The 18,193-nt window shown below is 52.6% G+C and carries 22 protein-coding genes; 18 read left to right on the top strand and 4 right to left on the bottom strand.

From position 1 onward, the window contains the following. Nucleotide 1 precedes the first annotated feature (1 nt). On the bottom strand, nt 2-316 hold the full coding sequence (locus tag EVJ20_RS04525) for a thioredoxin family protein (protein WP_071397668.1): 315 nt from the start codon (nt 314-316) through the stop codon (nt 2-4). A gap of 120 nt (nt 317-436) precedes the next feature. On the opposite strand from EVJ20_RS04525, the gene EVJ20_RS04520 reads away from it, so the two are divergent. After that, a complete protein-coding gene (locus EVJ20_RS04520) occupies nt 437-982 on the top strand; it encodes a PadR family transcriptional regulator (RefSeq protein WP_236636161.1) in 546 nt (181 codons plus the stop codon). A 3-nt stretch (nt 983-985) separates the two neighbouring features. On the opposite strand, the gene EVJ20_RS04515 is transcribed toward EVJ20_RS04520, so the two are convergent. Next, a complete protein-coding gene (locus tag EVJ20_RS04515) occupies nt 986-1,816 on the bottom strand; it encodes an aldo/keto reductase (protein WP_236633375.1) in 831 nt (276 codons plus the stop codon). A gap of 77 nt (nt 1,817-1,893) precedes the next feature. Between EVJ20_RS04515 and EVJ20_RS04510 the strand changes: the two genes are divergently transcribed. Continuing rightward, nucleotides 1,894-2,424 (top strand): NUDIX domain-containing protein, encoded by a 531-nt coding sequence (locus EVJ20_RS04510; RefSeq protein ID WP_071397666.1) that lies wholly within the window; start codon nt 1,894-1,896, stop codon nt 2,422-2,424. Nucleotides 2,425-2,536: 112 nt separating this feature from the next. Continuing rightward, entirely contained in the window at nt 2,537-3,016 is a 480-nt protein-coding gene (gene fur, locus EVJ20_RS04505) for a ferric iron uptake transcriptional regulator (RefSeq protein ID WP_016509373.1), read from the top strand. Nucleotides 3,017-3,071: 55 nt separating this feature from the next. Here the strand turns inward: fur and EVJ20_RS04500 are convergent, their stop codons facing one another. Continuing rightward, a complete protein-coding gene (locus EVJ20_RS04500) occupies nt 3,072-3,452 on the bottom strand; it encodes a VOC family protein (RefSeq protein ID WP_131507171.1) in 381 nt (126 codons plus the stop codon). 207 nt (nt 3,453-3,659) lie between these two features. Here EVJ20_RS04500 and xerD point away from each other — a divergent pair, with 207 nt between their 5' ends. From xerD to EVJ20_RS04470, 6 genes are all read left to right on the top strand, one after another. Further along, on the top strand, nt 3,660-4,544 hold the full coding sequence (gene xerD, locus EVJ20_RS04495; protein WP_016509359.1) for a site-specific tyrosine recombinase XerD: 885 nt from the start codon (nt 3,660-3,662) through the stop codon (nt 4,542-4,544). A gap of 21 nt (nt 4,545-4,565) precedes the next feature. After that, nucleotides 4,566-5,732, top strand: a complete 1,167-nt coding sequence (gene deoB, locus EVJ20_RS04490) for a phosphopentomutase (RefSeq protein ID WP_131439776.1) — start codon at nt 4,566-4,568, stop codon at nt 5,730-5,732. A 13-nt stretch (nt 5,733-5,745) separates the two neighbouring features. Further along, nucleotides 5,746-6,555: a purine-nucleoside phosphorylase gene (locus tag EVJ20_RS04485; RefSeq protein ID WP_016509380.1), complete on the top strand. Its 810-nt coding sequence runs from the start codon at nt 5,746-5,748 to the stop codon at nt 6,553-6,555. 28 nt (nt 6,556-6,583) lie between these two features. Next, the gene (locus EVJ20_RS04480; protein WP_131439774.1) at nt 6,584-7,885 is read left to right on the top strand and encodes a pyrimidine-nucleoside phosphorylase; all 1,302 of its coding nucleotides are present in this window, start codon (nt 6,584-6,586) and stop codon (nt 7,883-7,885) included. A gap of 106 nt (nt 7,886-7,991) precedes the next feature. After that, nucleotides 7,992-8,432 carry a peptidylprolyl isomerase gene (locus tag EVJ20_RS04475; protein WP_035386247.1) on the top strand — a complete coding sequence of 147 codons (441 nt, stop codon included), beginning with the start codon at nt 7,992-7,994 and terminating at the stop codon, nt 8,430-8,432. Between the two features lie 89 nt (nt 8,433-8,521). Next, the gene (locus EVJ20_RS04470; protein ID WP_070327113.1) at nt 8,522-8,878 is read left to right on the top strand and encodes a GCN5 family acetyltransferase; all 357 of its coding nucleotides are present in this window, start codon (nt 8,522-8,524) and stop codon (nt 8,876-8,878) included. A 10-nt stretch (nt 8,879-8,888) separates the two neighbouring features. On the opposite strand, the gene EVJ20_RS04465 is transcribed toward EVJ20_RS04470, so the two are convergent. Beyond that, nucleotides 8,889-9,359 (bottom strand): DUF309 domain-containing protein, encoded by a 471-nt coding sequence (locus tag EVJ20_RS04465; RefSeq protein WP_131507169.1) that lies wholly within the window; start codon nt 9,357-9,359, stop codon nt 8,889-8,891. Between the two features lie 79 nt (nt 9,360-9,438). Between EVJ20_RS04465 and EVJ20_RS04460 the strand changes: the two genes are divergently transcribed. From EVJ20_RS04460 to EVJ20_RS04420, 9 genes are all read left to right on the top strand, one after another. Continuing rightward, nucleotides 9,439-10,206, top strand: coding sequence for a segregation and condensation protein A (locus tag EVJ20_RS04460; RefSeq protein WP_070327115.1), 768 nt, complete (start codon nt 9,439-9,441; stop codon nt 10,204-10,206). Beyond that, complete coding sequence (gene scpB, locus EVJ20_RS04455; RefSeq protein WP_173647368.1) at nt 10,184-10,777, top strand: SMC-Scp complex subunit ScpB; 594 nt, start codon at nt 10,184-10,186, stop codon at nt 10,775-10,777. Before EVJ20_RS04460 ends, scpB begins: the two co-directional genes overlap by 23 nt. Next, complete coding sequence (locus EVJ20_RS04450) at nt 10,778-11,536, top strand: pseudouridine synthase (protein ID WP_071397662.1); 759 nt, start codon at nt 10,778-10,780, stop codon at nt 11,534-11,536. A gap of 136 nt (nt 11,537-11,672) precedes the next feature. Further along, nucleotides 11,673-12,254 (top strand): redoxin domain-containing protein, encoded by a 582-nt coding sequence (locus EVJ20_RS04445; RefSeq protein ID WP_071397661.1) that lies wholly within the window; start codon nt 11,673-11,675, stop codon nt 12,252-12,254. Between the two features lie 19 nt (nt 12,255-12,273). Further along, complete coding sequence (gene resB, locus EVJ20_RS04440; protein ID WP_236636160.1) at nt 12,274-13,821, top strand: cytochrome c biogenesis protein ResB; 1,548 nt, start codon at nt 12,274-12,276, stop codon at nt 13,819-13,821. After that, entirely contained in the window at nt 13,821-15,005 is a 1,185-nt protein-coding gene (gene ccsB / locus EVJ20_RS04435) for a c-type cytochrome biogenesis protein CcsB (protein ID WP_071397659.1), read from the top strand. Before resB ends, ccsB begins: the two co-directional genes overlap by 1 nt. Nucleotides 15,006-15,165: 160 nt before the next feature. Further along, a complete protein-coding gene (locus EVJ20_RS04430; RefSeq protein WP_070327120.1) occupies nt 15,166-15,882 on the top strand; it encodes a response regulator transcription factor in 717 nt (238 codons plus the stop codon). Further along, the gene (locus EVJ20_RS04425) at nt 15,882-17,585 is read left to right on the top strand and encodes a HAMP domain-containing sensor histidine kinase (RefSeq protein WP_071397658.1); all 1,704 of its coding nucleotides are present in this window, start codon (nt 15,882-15,884) and stop codon (nt 17,583-17,585) included. Before EVJ20_RS04430 ends, EVJ20_RS04425 begins: the two co-directional genes overlap by 1 nt. Before the next feature lie 53 nt (nt 17,586-17,638). After that, nucleotides 17,639-18,190, top strand: a complete 552-nt coding sequence (locus EVJ20_RS04420) for a cob(I)yrinic acid a,c-diamide adenosyltransferase (protein ID WP_131439764.1) — start codon at nt 17,639-17,641, stop codon at nt 18,188-18,190. The last annotated feature ends 3 nt before the right edge of the window (nt 18,191-18,193 follow it).

The raw sequence follows: 18,193 nt of genomic DNA, 5'->3' as shown, positions 1-18,193 counted from the left end.
ATTAGGCGTTCAACGTGTCGAGGAACGACCGAATTTGCATTTCCGTCTTCGCATGCGCCGAATGAAGGTGTTCTTGTTTGACGCCTTCTTTATAGAAGAGCAGTGACGGGATGCCACGGACTTCCTGCGTGTCAGATAGTTCAGGCAGTTCGTCGCGATCGACGACGTACCAGTTGAATTGCGGGTAGTCTTTGACGAGTTCGTCGACGTACATGTCGAGGCGGCGGCAGTCCGGGCACCAAGACGTCGTGAAGATGACCATTCCTTTATCTTGAATGGCAGTTTGGAATTGTTGTTCAGATTGTATTGGTTTCATGATTGATCACTCCTTTCTCTCATTGTCTGTGTCTTCGGTGCGCCCGTCAACCGATTGACATTCTCGGACTTACAAGAGATTGTGCTACACTTAAAAAAACTGAACTGCAAGGGAATGGTGATGGTTATGGCGTTACGTCATGCACTACTCGGGTTGTTGACCCATCAGCCTGCGACCGGCTACGCCTTGAACGCGACGTTCAAAGCGCAAATGATCCACTTTTGGCACGCCCATCATACACAGATTTATCGGGAACTGTTAAAGATGGAAGACGAGCACCTCGTTTCGTCAGAGCATGTGACCCAACATGATCTTCCCGATAAGAAGATCTATTCGATCACAGCGACGGGACGTCAAGAGTTGATTGACTGGCTCAGACAACCGACGTCGTTTCAGCCGAAGATGAAAGATGAGAACCTGCTGCGCGTCAGCCTGCTGCAACTGCTTCCGCTCGACGAGGCGATCCGTTACGTCGAGGAGACGAAAACGCATCATGAACAAGTCGCACATCAAATTCGTGCGTTCCAAGCAGCCCATCAATCGGAAGCGGACACGCTCGGGTACTTATTGACGAGTGAATATGCGATCCGCATGATGGAAAACTATGCCGATTGGGCCGATTGGGCGATCGAACAAATGAAACAGCGCGATAAACATACGACCTGACGTTCAGGTCGTATGTTTTGTATACGGATGAATCGGTAGACGAGCCAGTAGTTTATCGAGTGCACGCTCATTGATGTCGTCATGATACGCGTCAATCGTCTGCTGCAACTGCTCAACAGAAGAAGCGCCAGGCAAGACGACGGCACACGTCCGTTTCGCGGCAGCGAGCGCATACGCTTGAATCGGGTGTGGTAACGTCGACAGGAGGTTGCGTAACTCGGGTTCGCTCCACGACTCGAAGCCCTTAGCGCTCAAGCGCTCGGACCATTCATCGGTCAACAGCCCTTTAGCGAGCGGTCCTCGACCGACGAGCGGAACGTCTTGCCCGAGCGATTCGATGCGGCGGTCGAGCAGTGAGTACGGTGTCATCAAGACATCGAGCTCCCCGTGCTCAAGCCAGTAGCGGATCACGTTCGGACGAATCGAGGAGAGCCCGATTTGACGGATGACCCCGGCCTGCTTTTGTCGGCGCATGAAATCGATCGTCGCGTCAAGGTCGTCTTCCATCGTTCCACCATGTACGTAATATAAGTCTAAGTAATCCGTCTGTAGTCGTTCGAGAGAACCGTGAAGCGCCTGTTCTAAATAAGAAGGGGTTGGGTTCCAGCGCATTCCGTCCTCGGTCCATTCATTTCCGCCTTTGCTCGTCAAAAACAAATCGTCGCGCCGACCGGCAAACGTCTCACCGACGAGCCGTTCGACGTCGTGACGGTCATAGACGTCAGCCGTGTCAAAATGACGGATCCCTGACGCGTAAGCCGCCTCGAGAATCCGTCGGCCCTCATCGTCACCTTGTTTTAAAATCGACATCGTTCCTAGTCCAAGTTCTGCCATCGATAATTCCTCCTTGTTCCGTCCATTGATTTGACTCATAATTACAGTATATAAGAAAACGTGAGGAGTACATAACCATGGAAGAGAAAACGATTGAACGGGAAGTCATCTATCAAGGGAAGATTTTCGATGTCGAGAAGCATGTCGTCGCGCTCCCGAACGGAGGAACGTCGGTCCGAGAGCTTGTGTATCATAATGGGGCCGTCGCGATATTGTTGATCGATGAGGACGACAAGATCGTTCTCGTCGAGCAATACCGGAAAGCGTTCGAATCGATGTCACTCGAGATTCCGGCCGGGAAACTTGAAATCGGAGAAGAGCCGCTCGCGAGTGCGAAGCGTGAACTCGAGGAAGAGACCGGTTATAAAGCCGAGTCGCTTGAAAAGATGTTCTCGTTTTACGGGGCACCTGGATTTTGTAGTGAGCGCGTTGACGTGTTCGTCGCCAAAGGTTTGACGGCGGGAGCGATGAACCTAGACGAGGACGAATTTTTACAAGTCGAACGTTATACGTTCGAAGAAGCGGGCGAACTTTTAGCGAGTGGCCGGATCACCGATGCCAAGACGATTATGGCGATTCAATGGTGGCAATTATCTAAATTGAAATAATTCTAATCTGTAGTAGGTTGTGATAGACTTACATAGTAATGATTTTAATTTGAAAAATCGACGGAACTTCGGTATGCTTTGAATAGTGAATTATGTAAAGAGGGGGCGCCTTATGGAAACGCGAATTGAACGGATCAAACAGCAATTGAGCGCCAAAGGATATAAATTGACACCGCAACGAGAATCAACGGTCCGTATCTTGCTTGAGAATGAAACAGACCATCTAAGTGCAGAGAACGTGTTCATGCTCGTCAAGAGTATCGCACCCGAAATCGGTCTCGCGACCGTGTACCGGACACTCGAACTGTTGACCGAGCTCGGCGTCGTCGACAAAGTCAACTTCGGTGACGGTGTCGCCCGGTTCGATCTCAGACCAGAAGGGGCGAACCATTCGCACCATCACCTCGTCTGTGTCGAGTGCGGATCAGTCGAAGAGATCATGGAAGACCTGCTCGTCGACGTCGAGAAGAAAGTCGAGAGCAAGTATGAATTTTTAATCAAAGACCATCGTTTGACGTTCCATGGCATCTGTAAAGTGTGCCAAGCGAAAGGCGTCACGCTCGAAGGGCATAAAGCCGTCATTAACGGTTGACGAAACAAGGGAGGACAAGCCGAGCGGCTTGTCCTCCTTTATGTTGATCATCAGATCAAATCGTCAGTTCAATTTTGTTTAGTTCTGGATCGTGGACGACGCTCTCATAATAGCCGTCCCCGGTCAGACGCGGTCCATCGACGAGTTCATAGCCATCAGCCTGCAAGCGCGCCGTCAATTCGTCGACGGCCTCGGCGCTGCCTAGCGCGAACGCCACATGCGCCCAGCCGAGTGTCGGCATCGCTTCGCCTTGGATGTCCGACCGCGACATCAGCTCGAGTCGGCACGCTGATTCCGGAAACGTTAAAAAATACGATGTGAACTGTTTGTGCCGGTTCGTATATTTGTCGTTGGCGCTGGCACCAAAGTATGTCTCGTAAAAGCGGCGCATCCGTTCGAGGTCGTGGACCCATACGGCAACGTGTTCGATGTTCATCGTCATCCCTCCTTTTCAACTACGTTCATCTTACCAGTGATGCAGCGGGATTGTCAGTCGATTTCCTGGAGAAAACGGGCGTGAAATCGATGACAAAAAACTGTCAAAAAAACTTACAAAAAAATGAGGTCAGACGTCTTCACAACGGTTTACATAAGTGATATGATGTAAGCGTATTCAGGTGTAGCGAGGAAGGAGGGGGATGTCATGCGTTCGCAAGTCGAGTCGTTTTTACAATATATGACGGTTGAGAAAAGAATGTCCACCAACACGAGACAAGCCTATGCGAGCGATTTGACCCAGTACTTATCGACACTAACCCAACTTGGGGTGACCGAGTGGAATGAAGTCACGCGCTCACATATCGTCAAGCATTTAGAGGAACTGTCGCAAGCGGGTCGGGCCGCCTCGTCACTGCGGCGAGCCGTCAGTTCGATTCGCACGTTTCATCACCATCTGAAGATGAGCGGCGGCGCCTCGACTGATCCGGCACTTTACTTAGAGACGCCGAAAGCGGAACGACATCTGCCGGACACGTGGTCGCAAGACGAAGTCGAGCGCTTGCTCGATAGCGTCCCGACGAACGATCCGCTCGCGCTTCGGGATCGTGCCATGCTCGAACTGCTCTACGGGACAGGCATGCGCGTCAGCGAACTTCTCGGTCTTGATTTGGATGATTTACAGTTTGAACTGGGGTATTTACAGTGTGAAGGCAAAGGCGAGAGCGCCCGGATCATTCCGGTGTCGTCGGTCGCCCAAAATTTTGTCGAACGTTACATCCAGCAAGCGCGAAACGGCCTCGGTGGTCGGGAGACCGAGGCGTTGTTCTTGAACGGACGTGGCGGTCGGCTTAGCCGCCAAGGGTTTTGGAAGATCATCAAGCGACGGGCGAAAGACGCCGGTATCCCGAAAGAGATCACACCGCACGTGCTGCGTCACTCGTTCGCGACGCACTTGCTCGAGAATGGTGCCGATCTGCGCGCCATCCAGCAAATGCTCGGCCATGCCGATCTCTCCACCACTCAAATCTACACACATGTCAACAAGGCGCGGCTCCACGATGTGTACCGTAAGCATCACCCGCGGGCCTAGACACTTAAAGGAGGAACTTTTGTGAAGAAATTTAAACGTATATTCTTAGTCGTCATGGACTCAGTCGGGATCGGGGAAGCCCCAGATGCCGACCAGTTCGGAGACGTCGGTTCAGACACGTTAGGTCACATCGCTCGTGAGCATGGCGGCCTGAACATGCCGAACATGGGCAAGCTCGGATTGGCGAACATTAAACCGATCGAAGGCATCGAACCGTCAAGCGCGCCGAGCGCGTTCGGGCGGATGGAAGAAATTTCGGCCGGGAAAGATACGATGACTGGTCATTGGGAAATCATGGGTCTCCACATCGATACGCCGTTCCGTGTGTTCGAGGAATTCCCGGACGATTTGATCAACCGGCTTAAAGAGTTCAGTGGACGCGACATCATCGGCAACAAGCCGGCATCAGGAACGGAAATTTTAGACGAGCTCGGTGAAGAGCATGTCGCGACAGGTGCGTTGATTGTCTATACGTCGGCCGACTCGGTGCTTCAAATCGCGGCCCACGAAGAAGTCGTCCCGCTCGAAGAACTGTACCGCATCTGCGAATACGCGCGCGACATCACGCGCGAAGATCCGTACATGCTCGGACGGATCATCGCCCGGCCGTTCCTCGGAACGCCTGGTGCTTGGGTCCGGACGTCAAACCGTCACGACTATGCGCTCAAACCGTTCGGCAAGACGGTCATGAACACGCTCGAAACAGCTGGCAAAGACGTGATTGCCCTCGGGAAGATCAGTGATATCTATGACGGAGAAGGCGTGACGAAAGCGGTCCGTACGAAGTCGAACATGGACGGGATGGACAAACTCGTCGCTTCGCTTGATGAGGAGTTCGAAGGGCTCTGCTTCTTGAACCTCGTCGACTTTGACGCATTGTTCGGCCATCGCCGGGATCCGGAAGGATATGCGGTCGCGCTCGAAGAGTATGACGCCCGTCTTCCTGAAGTGTTTGCTCGCTTGCGTGAAGACGACTTGCTGATCATCACGGCCGACCACGGTAACGATCCGACGGCACCAGGGACGGACCATACGCGGGAATATGTCCCGCTCATCGTCCATCACCACGGTTCGACTGCGGTCGACCTCGGCGTTCGCGCTACGTTCGCAGATATCGGCGCCACGGTGGCGGATAACTTTGACGTCGACGCACCAGCAATCGGAAACAGTTTCTTAAACGAAATTTGAGGAGGCACTACACATGGTAAATTGGAACGAAACAAAAGCATTTTTACAGGAACGCATGAACGGAACGCCAGAAATCGGACTCATTCTCGGATCGGGTCTTGGCGTGCTCGCCGACGAGATTGAGAATCCGGTCGCGATTCCTTACGAAGATATTCCGCACTTCCCGGTCTCGACAGTCGAAGGTCATGCCGGACAGCTCGTCTTTGGTGACCTTGAAGGGAAACGTGTCGTTGCGATGCAAGGACGGTTCCATTTCTATGAAGGATATTCGATGGAACAAGTCACGTTCCCAGTCCGTGTCCTCAAATTGATCGGTGTCGAGACGCTCATCGTCACGAACGCCGCTGGTGCTTGCAACGAGGCGTTCAACCCGGGCGACTTGATGGTCATCACGGACCATATCAATTTCTTCGGCACGAGCCCGCTCATCGGCAAGAACGCGAGCGACTTCGGGACACGCTTCCCGGATATGTCAGAGGCGTACGACAAACAACTCGTCGCGTTGACAGAGCGGGTCGCGTCAGACCTCGGTCTCAAGATTCAAAAAGGCGTCTACTTCGGGAACACCGGTCCGACATACGAGACACCGGCCGAAGTCAAGATGGCCCGTCTGCTCGGCGGCGACGTCGTCGGCATGTCGACCGTACCAGAAGTCATCGTGGCTCGTCACTCAGACATGCGTGTCCTCGGAATTTCGTGCGTCTCGAACATGGCCGCAGGTATCCTTGACCAACCGCTCAACCACGAAGAAGTCATCGAGACGACAGAGCGCGTCCGTCAAGACTTCCTTTCACTCGTACGTGGCACGATTAAAAGCATGTGACTAAAACAATTCTAGGAGGACGAAACTTATGCGTATGGTCGATTTGATTTTGAAAAAACGTAACGGTGGAGAATTAAACGAACAGGAGATCCGCTACGTCGTGGAAGGCTTCACGAATGAGACGATTCCAGACTATCAAATGTCTGCTTTGTCGATGGCGATTTATTTCAATGGCATGACCGAGAAAGAGACGGCGGCGTTGACGATGGAAATGGTCAAGTCAGGTGACGTCATCGACCTTTCTAAAATTAAAGGGAAAAAAGTCGATAAGCACTCAACTGGTGGCGTCGGTGACAAGATCAGTTTGATCGTCGCCCCACTCGTCGCCTCGATCGGTATCCCGGTCGCTAAAATGAGCGGGCGCGGGCTCGGTCATACAGGTGGGACGATCGACAAGCTCGAATCATTCCCAGGGTTCAACGTCGAGTTGACAGAAGCGCAGTTCACGAAGCAAGTGAACGACATCAAGATGTCGATCATCGGGCAGACGGGCAACTTGACGCCGGCCGACAAACGTCTTTACGCGCTCCGCGACGTGACGGCGACGGTCGAGTCGATCCCGCTCATCGCGAGCTCGATCATGTCGAAGAAGATCGCGGCCGGTGCCGACAGCATCGTCCTTGACGTCAAGACAGGGTCTGGTGCGTTCATGAAGTCGTTCGACGACGCGAAAGCACTCGCTGAAGAGATGGTTGCCATCGGGAAGAACGTCGGTCGCAAGACGATCGCCGTCATCACTGATATGGACCAACCGCTCGGCTTTGAAATCGGGAACGCGAACGAAGTGAAAGAGGCGATTGAAGTATTGTCTGGGAAAGACGTCAAAGACTTGAAAACGATCGCACTCACGATTGCCGGTCATATGGCCGTCCTCGGTGAATTTTATAAGACGTTTGACGAAGCATACGCCGATCTTGAACGCCGGATGGCCGACGGTCACGCGCTTGAAGTATTCCGTCAGTTCGTCGCGGCACAAGGTGGGGACGCCTCACTCGTCGATGATGTGACTAAATTCCCGCAAGCGAAATTTGAGACGACGTTCGTCGCGAAGACAGCCGGTTACGTCGAATCGATCATCGCGGACGAGGTCGGTGTCGCAGCGATGCTCCTCGGAGCGGGACGGGCAACGAAGGACGACTTGATCGACTTCGCGGCCGGTATCACGCTCGAGAAGAAAGTCGGCGACAAAGTCGAGGCGGGTGACGTCATCGCGGTCCTTCGTTCAAACATCGAAGACATGTCTTCGGCACTTGAACGCATGGATCATGCTTACACGATCGGCGCCACTCAACCAGAGGCACGTCCGCTCGTCCACGCGGTCATCCAGTAAGTCAGAACGTCTGTTTCCACAAAACAGTGGAGGCAGACGTCTTTTTTTGATAAGATGGGTAATGTGAGTGATTATTGACTATATGAACATAAAGGGGTATTTCCATATGAAAAAAGGATCAATGAAATTAGAGAACGGTGAAATGATTGAATTTGATTTATTCCATGACGCAGCACCGATCACGGTCGACAACTTCGAAGAGCTCGCGAACCGCGGCTTCTACGACGGATTGACGTTCCACCGTGTCATCCCAGGCTTCGTCAGTCAAGGCGGATGCCCGGACGGAACAGGTATGGGCGGTTCAGGTAAAACGATCCCTTGTGAGACGTCGACTTCGTTCCCGTACAAACATGAAGCCGGCTCGCTTTCGATGGCACACGCTGGGCGCAACACGGGCTCATCACAGTTCTTCATCGTCCATGCGCCACAACCGCACCTTGATGGGGTTCATACTGTGTTCGGTAAAGTGACGTCAGGCCTTGAACACGCGGTCAAACTTCGCCAAGGCACGAAGATGGCTGAAGTTAAAGTTTGGGATGAGAATTGATTTCTGCCTAAACGTTATGGCACAATGAGCCATGTCTCTCACGTGTTCACTTCGTGAAACATGTCTGACTAAAGGTGGTGAGACCAGCCATGCTGGTGAAGTATAAACAATCGCACGAGAAGACGGCGATGGGGCTGCTCGCATTTTCATGTAGCGACAAGTCTCCGCTCGCCCTTCTCGAACTCGTACGGTCTTACGAGGAAGATGCTTCGAAGTTCCTCTACTTGTGGAAAGTCGAAGAAGACTTCGTCGGGATCATCGGGATGGAACAGCTTGAGACGACGATGTGCATCCATCATATCGCCTTGTCGCCTTCGTTCCGTGGCGAAAAACGTTCATATGAACTGCTCGATGAGACGCGGAACTTGTTACCGCTCGATTTGACGCTTGTCGGTCACGGGAAGACGAGTGACTTGCTCGATAAATGGAATCAAGTCTCGATATAAAAAGCTAGGCTCAGCGCCTAGCTTTTTGTCGTTGTTCTAGCGCGAGCAGACGCTCTTCAACGACGGGCGTCCGGTCACGGTGGATATGTTTATGGACGAGCTCGTCGAAAGTCAGGGAGGTCGGTTCGAACGTGGATTTCAACCGGTCGATTTGTCGGCGTGTCGCCTCGTCTAGCGGGAGTGTGTCCGAGAGCGGCCAACGTTCCAAGTCGCGTGTGAACGCCTCCATGTCGATGCCGAGCGGTTCAAGAGAGCTTTTGGCCAAAGGAAGCTTTTGCTTCAATGCAGCGACGCTCTTGACGGCCCCGGCCGTATTGCCCCGGCGGAAGTGGTAGTGGGCGACGGCGTACTGGATCAAGACGGCATAGCCGAGATGTTCACGGTTCCCATCCTGCCACGCCTCTTCGAGCACCTCGTGGCACTCGAAATAATCGGCATGACATTCAAACAGCAATGTATACTGATAAAAAGGGGTAAGCATCAATTTTCTCCTTTCGTGGTCACTGTACTACAAAACATGTTATACTAAAGCGCAAAAATGTTAAATGGCAGGTGTCTCTATGGAAGCGTATAACGTCAAAATCGATACGTTCGAAGGCCCGCTCGACTTGTTGCTCCACTTGATCGGCAAGATGGAGCTCGATATCGCCGACATCTCTGTTTCGGAAGTCACGGACCAGTATGTCGCCTTTATCCGGACGATGCAAAAGTTTGAGCTCGATGTGGCCAGTGAATATTTGGTCATGGCGGCGACGTTGCTCCAATTAAAGAGCAAACAACTGTTGCCACCGGTCCCGATCGAGGACGATGAGATTCCGGATTTCGGCGAAGAGCCGACTCGGGAAGGGTTGATTCGACAGTTGATTGAATACAAAGCTTATAAAGAAGCGGTCGTCTTCATGCGCGAGCAAGAAGAGCAACGGCTCGAACTATATAGCCGTCCCGGCGAAGATTTGACACGGTACATGTCTGAACTGGTCCAACCTTACGATGGACCGCTCAACTTTTCAGATTTGTTGCACGCCTATTCAAAGATGGTCGAGCGGAAGCGTTGGAAAGAACGGCGTAAAAAGACGATCAAGCGGGAAGAGCGGACGCTCGAACAGCAGATGACCCGTTTGCATGAACATGTGTCGGCGAACCGGAACACGTCGTTCTTTGCATTCTTCGAAGAACGGCCGGACGTGTCCGACCTCGTCGTCACGTTCATGGCGCTGCTTGAGTTGATTAAGTTACGAGTCGTCACGACAAAGCAAGTCGACCGAGATATTCACATTTCGTTTGTCGAAGCGTCAAAGGAAAGGGATGAAGCCGTTGTTGTCTTATGAAACGATCATTGAAAGCCTATTGTTTGTCGTCGGAGAAGAGGGCATGGAAGTCCGGGCGCTAGCAGATACGCTCGATATTTCTGAGGCCGCTGCCCGCGAACAATTGAATAAGCTAGGGGCGTCGTTCACGGATTCGGGGCGTCCGTTTCAATTGATCGAATCGGGCGGCGTGTACAAACTCGTGACGATCCCGGACGTGTCCGAGTACATTCAACGGTATGTCGGGACGATGGCCGAACAGGCGCTGTCTCGTGCGGCCATGGAGACGCTCGTCATCATCGCCTACAAGCAGCCGGTCACACGGGCCGATATCGAGGAAGTCCGCGGTGTCAAAGTCGAACGCGTCATTCATACGTTGTTGTCAAAAGGGCTGATTGAATCAGCTGGCCGGGCGAAGACGATTGGGCGCGCGAAACTGTACCGGACGACCGAGCATTTCCTTGACCATTTCGGATTCAATTCACTCGAGGAGTTGCCACCATTAACGTTTGTTGACGAGTTGGCAGACGAAGGCGATCTGTTCTTCGGCCAGCCAACTTCGATTACGGAAGATAGATTGGAGAATGATTAAATGGAACGTTTACAAAAAGTGATTGCCCAAGCGGGTATCGCCTCACGGCGTAAAGCCGAAGAAATGATTTTAGACGGACGGGTTCGCATTAACGGCAAAGTCGTTCGTGAACTCGGGACGAAAGTCGGACCGAAGTCGGAGATTGAAGTCGATGGCGTCAAAATCGAACAGGAAGAACACGTCTACTACGTGCTCTACAAACCGAGCGGCTACGTGTCGACGGTCGACGATGATAAAGGACGCAAAGTCGTTACCGATCTCGTCCCACCAGGGTCACGTGTCTTCCCGGTCGGTCGTCTCGATTACAATACGACGGGACTCATCATCTTGACGAACGACGGAGAATTCTCGAACATGATGACTCATCCGAAGTTCAAAATCCCGAAACGTTACGTCGCGAAAGTGAAAAACATCCCTTCGTATATCGCTATCAAGCAGCTCGAGTCAGGCTTAGAGCTCGATGACGGTTATAAGACGGGCAGCGCGAAAGTCAGAATGAAGACAGTCGACCATAAGAAGAACTCGGCGATTCTCGAAATCGTCATTTCGGAAGGGCACAACCGTCAGATTCGACGCATGCTCGAAGCAGTCGGTTCGGAAGTCATCAAACTGAAGCGCGAACAGTTCGGTTTCTTGACGCTCGACGGACTCACGACAGGCGACTGGCGCGAGTTGTCACGCAAGGAAGTGAGCAAGCTCCGTGAGCTCGCGAACCCGGTCGTGCCAAATGAACCACGAGGCAAGAAAAAGAAAAAATAACAAGTTAAAAATCGTCCTTACACAGGATGATTTTTTCTTTTGTGGAGATTCTGTGACAAAAAGATGAAAAAAGTCTGTTAATGTGCGTTATCGTTGTTTTTTCAGTACAATAGCAACTGAAGGATGGTGTGAAATCATGACGAAAGAGACGAAACAAGGCGATCGGATGAATCAAGCGATGGCCCATAAGAAAAAGCGGTCATTTTGGCGCCTCATGATTATGACGATGGTGCTGTTTGCCGGTGCGGTCGTCATCATGCAATTGATCGAGCAGGCCGGGAACGATGGCCGGGTCGAGGCCGGAGACGACGCGCCGAACTTTAAACTCGTCAGTCTTGACGGTGCGACGATGGTCGAGCGCGAAACGTATGATGGGAAAGGGATGCTGTTAAATTTCTGGGGTACGTTCTGTGAACCGTGCGAGAAAGAGATGCCGGTCGTACAAGACAACTATGCCACGCTTCAAAATATGGGCGTGGATTTTTGGGCCGTGAACGTCGGTGAGACGCCGCTGCGGGTCGACAACTTTATCAATGACCTCGGCGTCGAACTCGACTATCCGATCTTGATGGATACACGTAGCGAAGTCGAGAAGGCGTACGGCATTTATAACTTACCGGTGACGTTCGTCATCGATGCCGACGGAAAAGTCATTGAAAAGTATGAAGGCGAACTCACGAAAGAGAAACTGTTAGAGTTAGCCGAGAAGTCATTGTAAGCGAACGGGGGGCGCACACATGCTAGATATGAAATACGACGGCGCCGATTTACGGTCGAAGCGTCGTCCGAGATCTTGGATTGACCGTGTCTGGAGTTTCTTTGCATCGGTCAAAGTCGGTCTTTGGTTGATTGGACTCATTATCGTCGGCTCTGCGGTCGGGACGACATTTCCGCAAGAGATGTATATTCCGCAACAATTGCCGGCGAGTCAATACTATACCGAAGAATATGGCACGCCAGGAACGATTTATTACACGTTAGGATTCCATAACTTATATACGTCGTGGTGGTACATCACGTTGATCGTGATGCTGACGTTGTCACTGATCGTCGTCTCGATCGATCGATTCTTTCCGTTGTATAAAGCGTTGAAATATCAACCGGTCCGACGCACCGACCGCTTCATGCGCGGGCAACGCCTGATCGGTGAAGGTAAAGGGACGGACGAACAGATCGACGCGCTCGGTGAGGCATTAAAGTCTAAGCGTTATCATGTAAAACGCGACGGCGATGCGCTACTCGCCGAGAAGTATCGGTTTGGTCGTTGGGGTCCATACATCAACCACATCGGGCTTGTCATCTTCTTTATGGGGGCGATGCTCCGCGTCTTCCCGGCATTTCACACCGATACGCTCGAATGGGTGAGAGAAGGGGACACGGTCGCGCTCGAGGCGACCGATGACACGTATTACATTCGTAACGATCAGTTCATCCTCGAGATGTATGATCCAGAAAATAATGCGGAGGACGCCAAGTTCGCCGAAGCGATTGAAAAAGCCGGTGCTGTCCCGAAAAACTATGAGACGGAACTGACACTGTTCAAGAAGACCGGAACGAACGAGGACGGATCGCCGCAACTCGAGGAAGTCGAAACCGGTTCGACGAAAGTGAACCATCCGTTCAAATTTGATAAGTACGAAGTGTATCAGGAACAGTATTCAAGCCGACCGGAGTTTTTGTCGATGTCGTTTAACGTCGGTGACAAACAGACAGGTGACATATACGGACCGTTCACGGTTGACTTGACGGACCCTGAGACGACATACGATCTCGGCGAGGTCACGGTGACGCTCAACGACTTGTATCCGGACTTTGAAGTTCGAAACGGACAGCCGGATACGAAGTCACCACGGGCGTTGAACCCTGCCTTCTTCTTAGCGGTCGAGAACCCGGATGGGACGACCGAATCGAACTTGATCGGGATTCGATTGAACGTTGCCGATGAAGACAATCGTTACGCGATCCAGTTCGCAGGAACGGAAATGGCGAGTACGAGCGGACTTCGGGTCAAGAGCGACTCGACGTATCCGATTTTAATTGTCGGTGGGACGATCTTCATGATCGGGATCATTATGGGGATGTATTGGCCGCACCGCCGGGTCTGGATTCGACGTCATAACGAGACGGACGTGCTCGTGGCTGGATTCACGAACAAGAACCCGTCGTCGCTTCACCGCGAGATCACACCGCTCCTAGAAAAAAATGGGCTGCCGATTTGGGAAGACCAGGCTCGGTTCGGAAAAAAGGCAGACATCGACTCAACTAAAGAAAGAGGGGAATCATAATGGAGTGGATTCAGTGGAGCAGCCGCCTGCTCTTGATCGCGTTCATTCTTTACGCCGTGGCGACCGTGTTGTTCACAATCGCGGTCAGCGGCATGCGCAAAGACCGAAACGTCAACCGGATCGCTTACGGTAAGTATGCGTTCACGCTAGCCGTCATCGGCTTTGTCGCCCAAATGGGATATTTTATCATGCGTTGGATCGGGGTCGGCTACGCGCCGGTCTCTAACCTTTACGAGTATACGACATTCTTCGGAATGATGATGGTGCTCGGTTTTCTCGTCGTCTACGGGATCTATAAAAACGATGTGCTCGGCTTATTCGCCATGCCGGTGGCGCTTCTTGTCATCGCGTTCGCATCGATGTTCTCAAGCGAAGTGGCGCCGCTCATTCCGGCATTGAACAGTGTCTGGTTGAAAATTCACGTCACGACGGCCGCGCTCGGTCAAGGGATTCTCGCCATCAGTTTCGCCTCGGGCTTGATCTTCTTGCTCAACGAAACGTCGATGCGCGAACAATCGAAATCGCGCACATGGCTAGAAGTGACGATGTTCGTCCTCATGTGCACGCTCGGCTTCATCCTCGTATCGATGCTGTTTAAAGCAATCGGTGCCGGCGGAGTCGTCGAATTTACGAATGACCGCGGTACGCAAGAGTCGTACGAATACTTCATGCCGATCTTGTTCGTACCGGAAGGCGCACAACTGTTATCAGGTGCGAGTGGACTATCGCTCGAATTGCCGACGTTCATCAATACGTTGAAGTTGAACACGTTGCTCTGGTCGGTTATCGCTGGCGCCGTCATTTACCTCGTGCTCCGGTTCGTCGTCTTACGCAAACGCATTGCGGAAGCGTTGCAACCGCTCGCGAAGAAAGTCGATCTTGACCTCGCGGACGAGATCAGCTACCGTTCGATCGCGATCGGGTTGCCGGTCTTCATCCTTGGTGGGCTCATCTTCGCCATGATTTGGGCGCAGATTGCCTGGAACCGTTTCTGGGGCTGGGACCCGAAAGAAGTATGGGCGCTCATCACGATGCTCATCTATATTTATTACTTGCACATGCGCATCCAGCGGGGCTGGACGGGGACGAAAGCAGCATGGCTCTGTGTCGGCGGATTCGCCGTCATCATGTTCAACTTAGTGTTCGTCAACCTCGTCATCGCCGGATTACATTCATACGCTTGATGAAAAAGAAGTCACTTCGGTGGCTTCTTTTTCGTAAGGGCATACAACTCACCGTTGTTAAGCGAAATAATAGAGTGGTATAGTTATGAAAGAGAGCGAAATGTTCACAATTGTGCAACATTCGCTACATCTTGTAATGGTTCTCTGGGAGGTTTAGTTGATGGCTGATAAAACAAAAATTCTAGTAGTCGACGACGAAGAAAGAATTCGCCGACTGTTAAAAATGTATCTAGAACGGGAGCAATACGTGATCGAAGAAGCGACGAATGGTGAAGAAGCGCTTCAACTCGCACTTGAAGGCGACTTTGACGTCATCTTGCTCGACTTGATGATGCCGAAGATGGACGGGGTCGAGGTGTGTACCGAACTCCGTAAAACGAAAGCGACACCTGTCATCATGCTGACGGCGAAAGGTGAGGAGATCGACCGGGTTCAAGGGTTCGAGGTCGGCGCGGACGACTACATCGTCAAACCGTTCAGTCCTCGTGAAGTCGTCTTACGCGTCAAAGCGCTACTCCGTCGCTCAGGTTCGACAAAGTTTTTGCAAACGGCCGAAAAGTCGAAAGACTTGATCGTGTTCCCGCATTTGACGATTGACAATGACGCACACCGCGTCACGGTCGACGGAGAAGAAATCGCCCTCACGCCGAAAGAGTATGAGCTATTATTCTTCCTGGCCAAACAAGTCGATAAAGTGTTCTCGCGGGAGCAACTGTTAAAAGAAGTATGGAACTATGAATTTTTCGGAGACCTTCGAACGGTCGACACGCACGTGAAACGGCTTCGTGAGAAATTGAACCGTGTCTCTCCATCCGCGGCCCAAATGATCACGACGGTATGGGGTGTCGGATACAAGTTTGAAGTCGTCAGTGAGTGATGATCCGCCGCAATAGTATTGTCACGAAGCTGTGGCTGACGATCCTCGTGTTGGTCAGCCTGATTTTGTTCATCGTATCCGTCCTAATGCTCGAGTTCTTCAACTCGTTCCATATTGATCAGGAACGTGGGCATTTAGCGAAACTCGGTGGGCAAGTCCAGTCAGTCTTGCTAGAGGAAGGCGATTCGTCACGGACGGTCGACCAAATCATCGAAGTGTACGGAGCGAACTATATTTTAGAGAACGGGTCGGTCCGTTCGAACTTCGGCACGGAAGTCGATGGCTTGATGACCGAACTCGGACGTCAGTCATGGGGTCCTTATCAAGCTGTAGGGGAGACGGCGATCGGGAACTTCTCGTCGTTCGATGACCAGGCTGCCTTGGCATATCGGACGACATTCTCTCTTGAGACGGGCGAGTATACACTCTATTTGATTGAGCCGCTCAATGCGATCTCAAGCGCGAATGAAGGGGCGCGGACAATCATCTTTTGGACGGTCGCCTCGGCGATCATCGTCACGACCGTGTTCGCTTTCTTCTTATCGACCCGGATCACGGCCCCGCTGCGTGAGATGAGGGATGCCGTCAATAAGACGGGTGAAGGACAGTTCGATCTGCGGCTCGTCCAGAAGACGAATGACGAAATCGGTGAACTTGCCGGCTCATTCAATGCGATGAGCAGCCAGCTGTCGACATACGTGAACGCGCTCGACCGCGAACGGCTGCAGCTCGCTTCGATTCTACGTTCGATGGCAGACGGTGTCATCACGCTCGATCGCCATGCGAACGTGATCGTGACGAACCCGCAGGCACAGCCGTTATTGCACGACGATCAACCGCACGAAGTCGTGCTCGCGCTCTACGAAGACGTCGTCGGCGGTGCGCCTGAGAAGACGATTGAAGTGAAGCAAGACGATCACTACTACACGTTGACGGTCACACCGCTCCTCGGGGAGGAAGATTTCGAGGGAGCGGTCGTCGTCATCCGTGATACGACCGAAAGTCACCGCCTCGACAAGATGCGGACCGACTTCGTCGCCAACATCAGCCACGAGCTGCGAACACCGCTCGTGACGCTCCAAGGCTATTCCGAGGCGATCATCGACGGCATGACCGAGAGTGACGAGGCGACGAAAGAATTCGCTTCGATCATTTACGACGAGTCGTTACGGCTTGCCCGGCTCGTCAACGATTTACTCGATTTGGCGAGAATCGAATCAGGGAAAGAGACGATGCAGTTCGCGGCGTTCGATTTCGGCGAATTTTTACCTCGGGTGATGCGCAAGTTTAACCAGATGGCGAACGAGAAAGGGATCACGTTGTCGACCGTGGCTCCGAAGCGGATGATTGAAGCGGATGGGGACCGGTTAGAACAAGTGTTCACGAACTTGATCGGCAACGCCATCGCCCACACCGAGAGCGGAGCGATTCGGCTCGAGGCGACCGAAGAAGCGGACGGCTTCTTGATCTGTTTGACCGATACCGGCAGCGGGATCCCGAAAGAGGACTTGCCGTTTGTGTTCGAGCGGTTCTATAAAGCGGACAAGGCCCGGACGAGCGGCGGGAAGACCGGAACAGGCATCGGACTCGCCATCGTCAAGAATGTCATCGACGCCCATCATGGCACGGTCGACGTCACGAGCGTGTACGGCGAAGGGACGACGTTCACGATTCGGCTCCCTTACGACCAACCGCAATCATAACGACAATGGTGACTCCTATGGGTCACCATTTGTGGCATAGAGGAGGAAATGACATGAAGCGATATACACGTGGAGGCGACAAGGGTGAAACGTCATTGATCGGCGGACGCGTCTTGAAAGTACACCCGCAAATCGAGGCGATGGGATTGTTAGATGAATTGAACAGTCACATCGGTCTCGCGCTCGCGCACCAGACGGACGCGACGTTACGGGATCAACTGACGAAAATCCAGCACGATCTGTTCGACCTCGGTTCAGAACTGATGTACAAACAAGATCCGCCGCAGCAAGTCGACTTAGCGATCGTCACCGAGCTCGAGACGTGGATCGATGAACTAGAGACGAAGTGTCCGGAACTCGTCCGCTTCATTCTGCCGGGGGGCAGCGTGGCCTCGGCGAGTCTGCACGTCGCCCGGACGGTCTGTCGCCGCGTCGAACGCGAGCTCGTCAACATCGATGCGGCCGTTCGTCAATTGTCTTACTATAACCGCTTAAGCGATTACTTGTTCACGGCCGCCCGTTATGCCAACGTGGTGGCGGGCGTACCCGATCAAGAGTATGCGCGCGGTGCGTCCGTGTTCCAACCGAAAACGAAAAAGGAGTAGATG

The sequence above is a fragment of the Exiguobacterium sp. SH0S1 genome (genome assembly GCF_004337165.1).
GTDB classification, from domain to species: domain Bacteria; phylum Bacillota; class Bacilli; order Exiguobacteriales; family Exiguobacteriaceae; genus Exiguobacterium; species Exiguobacterium aurantiacum_A.
The sequence above is the reverse complement of the archived record's forward strand: the minus strand, read 5'-3'. Positions and strand labels throughout refer to the sequence as shown.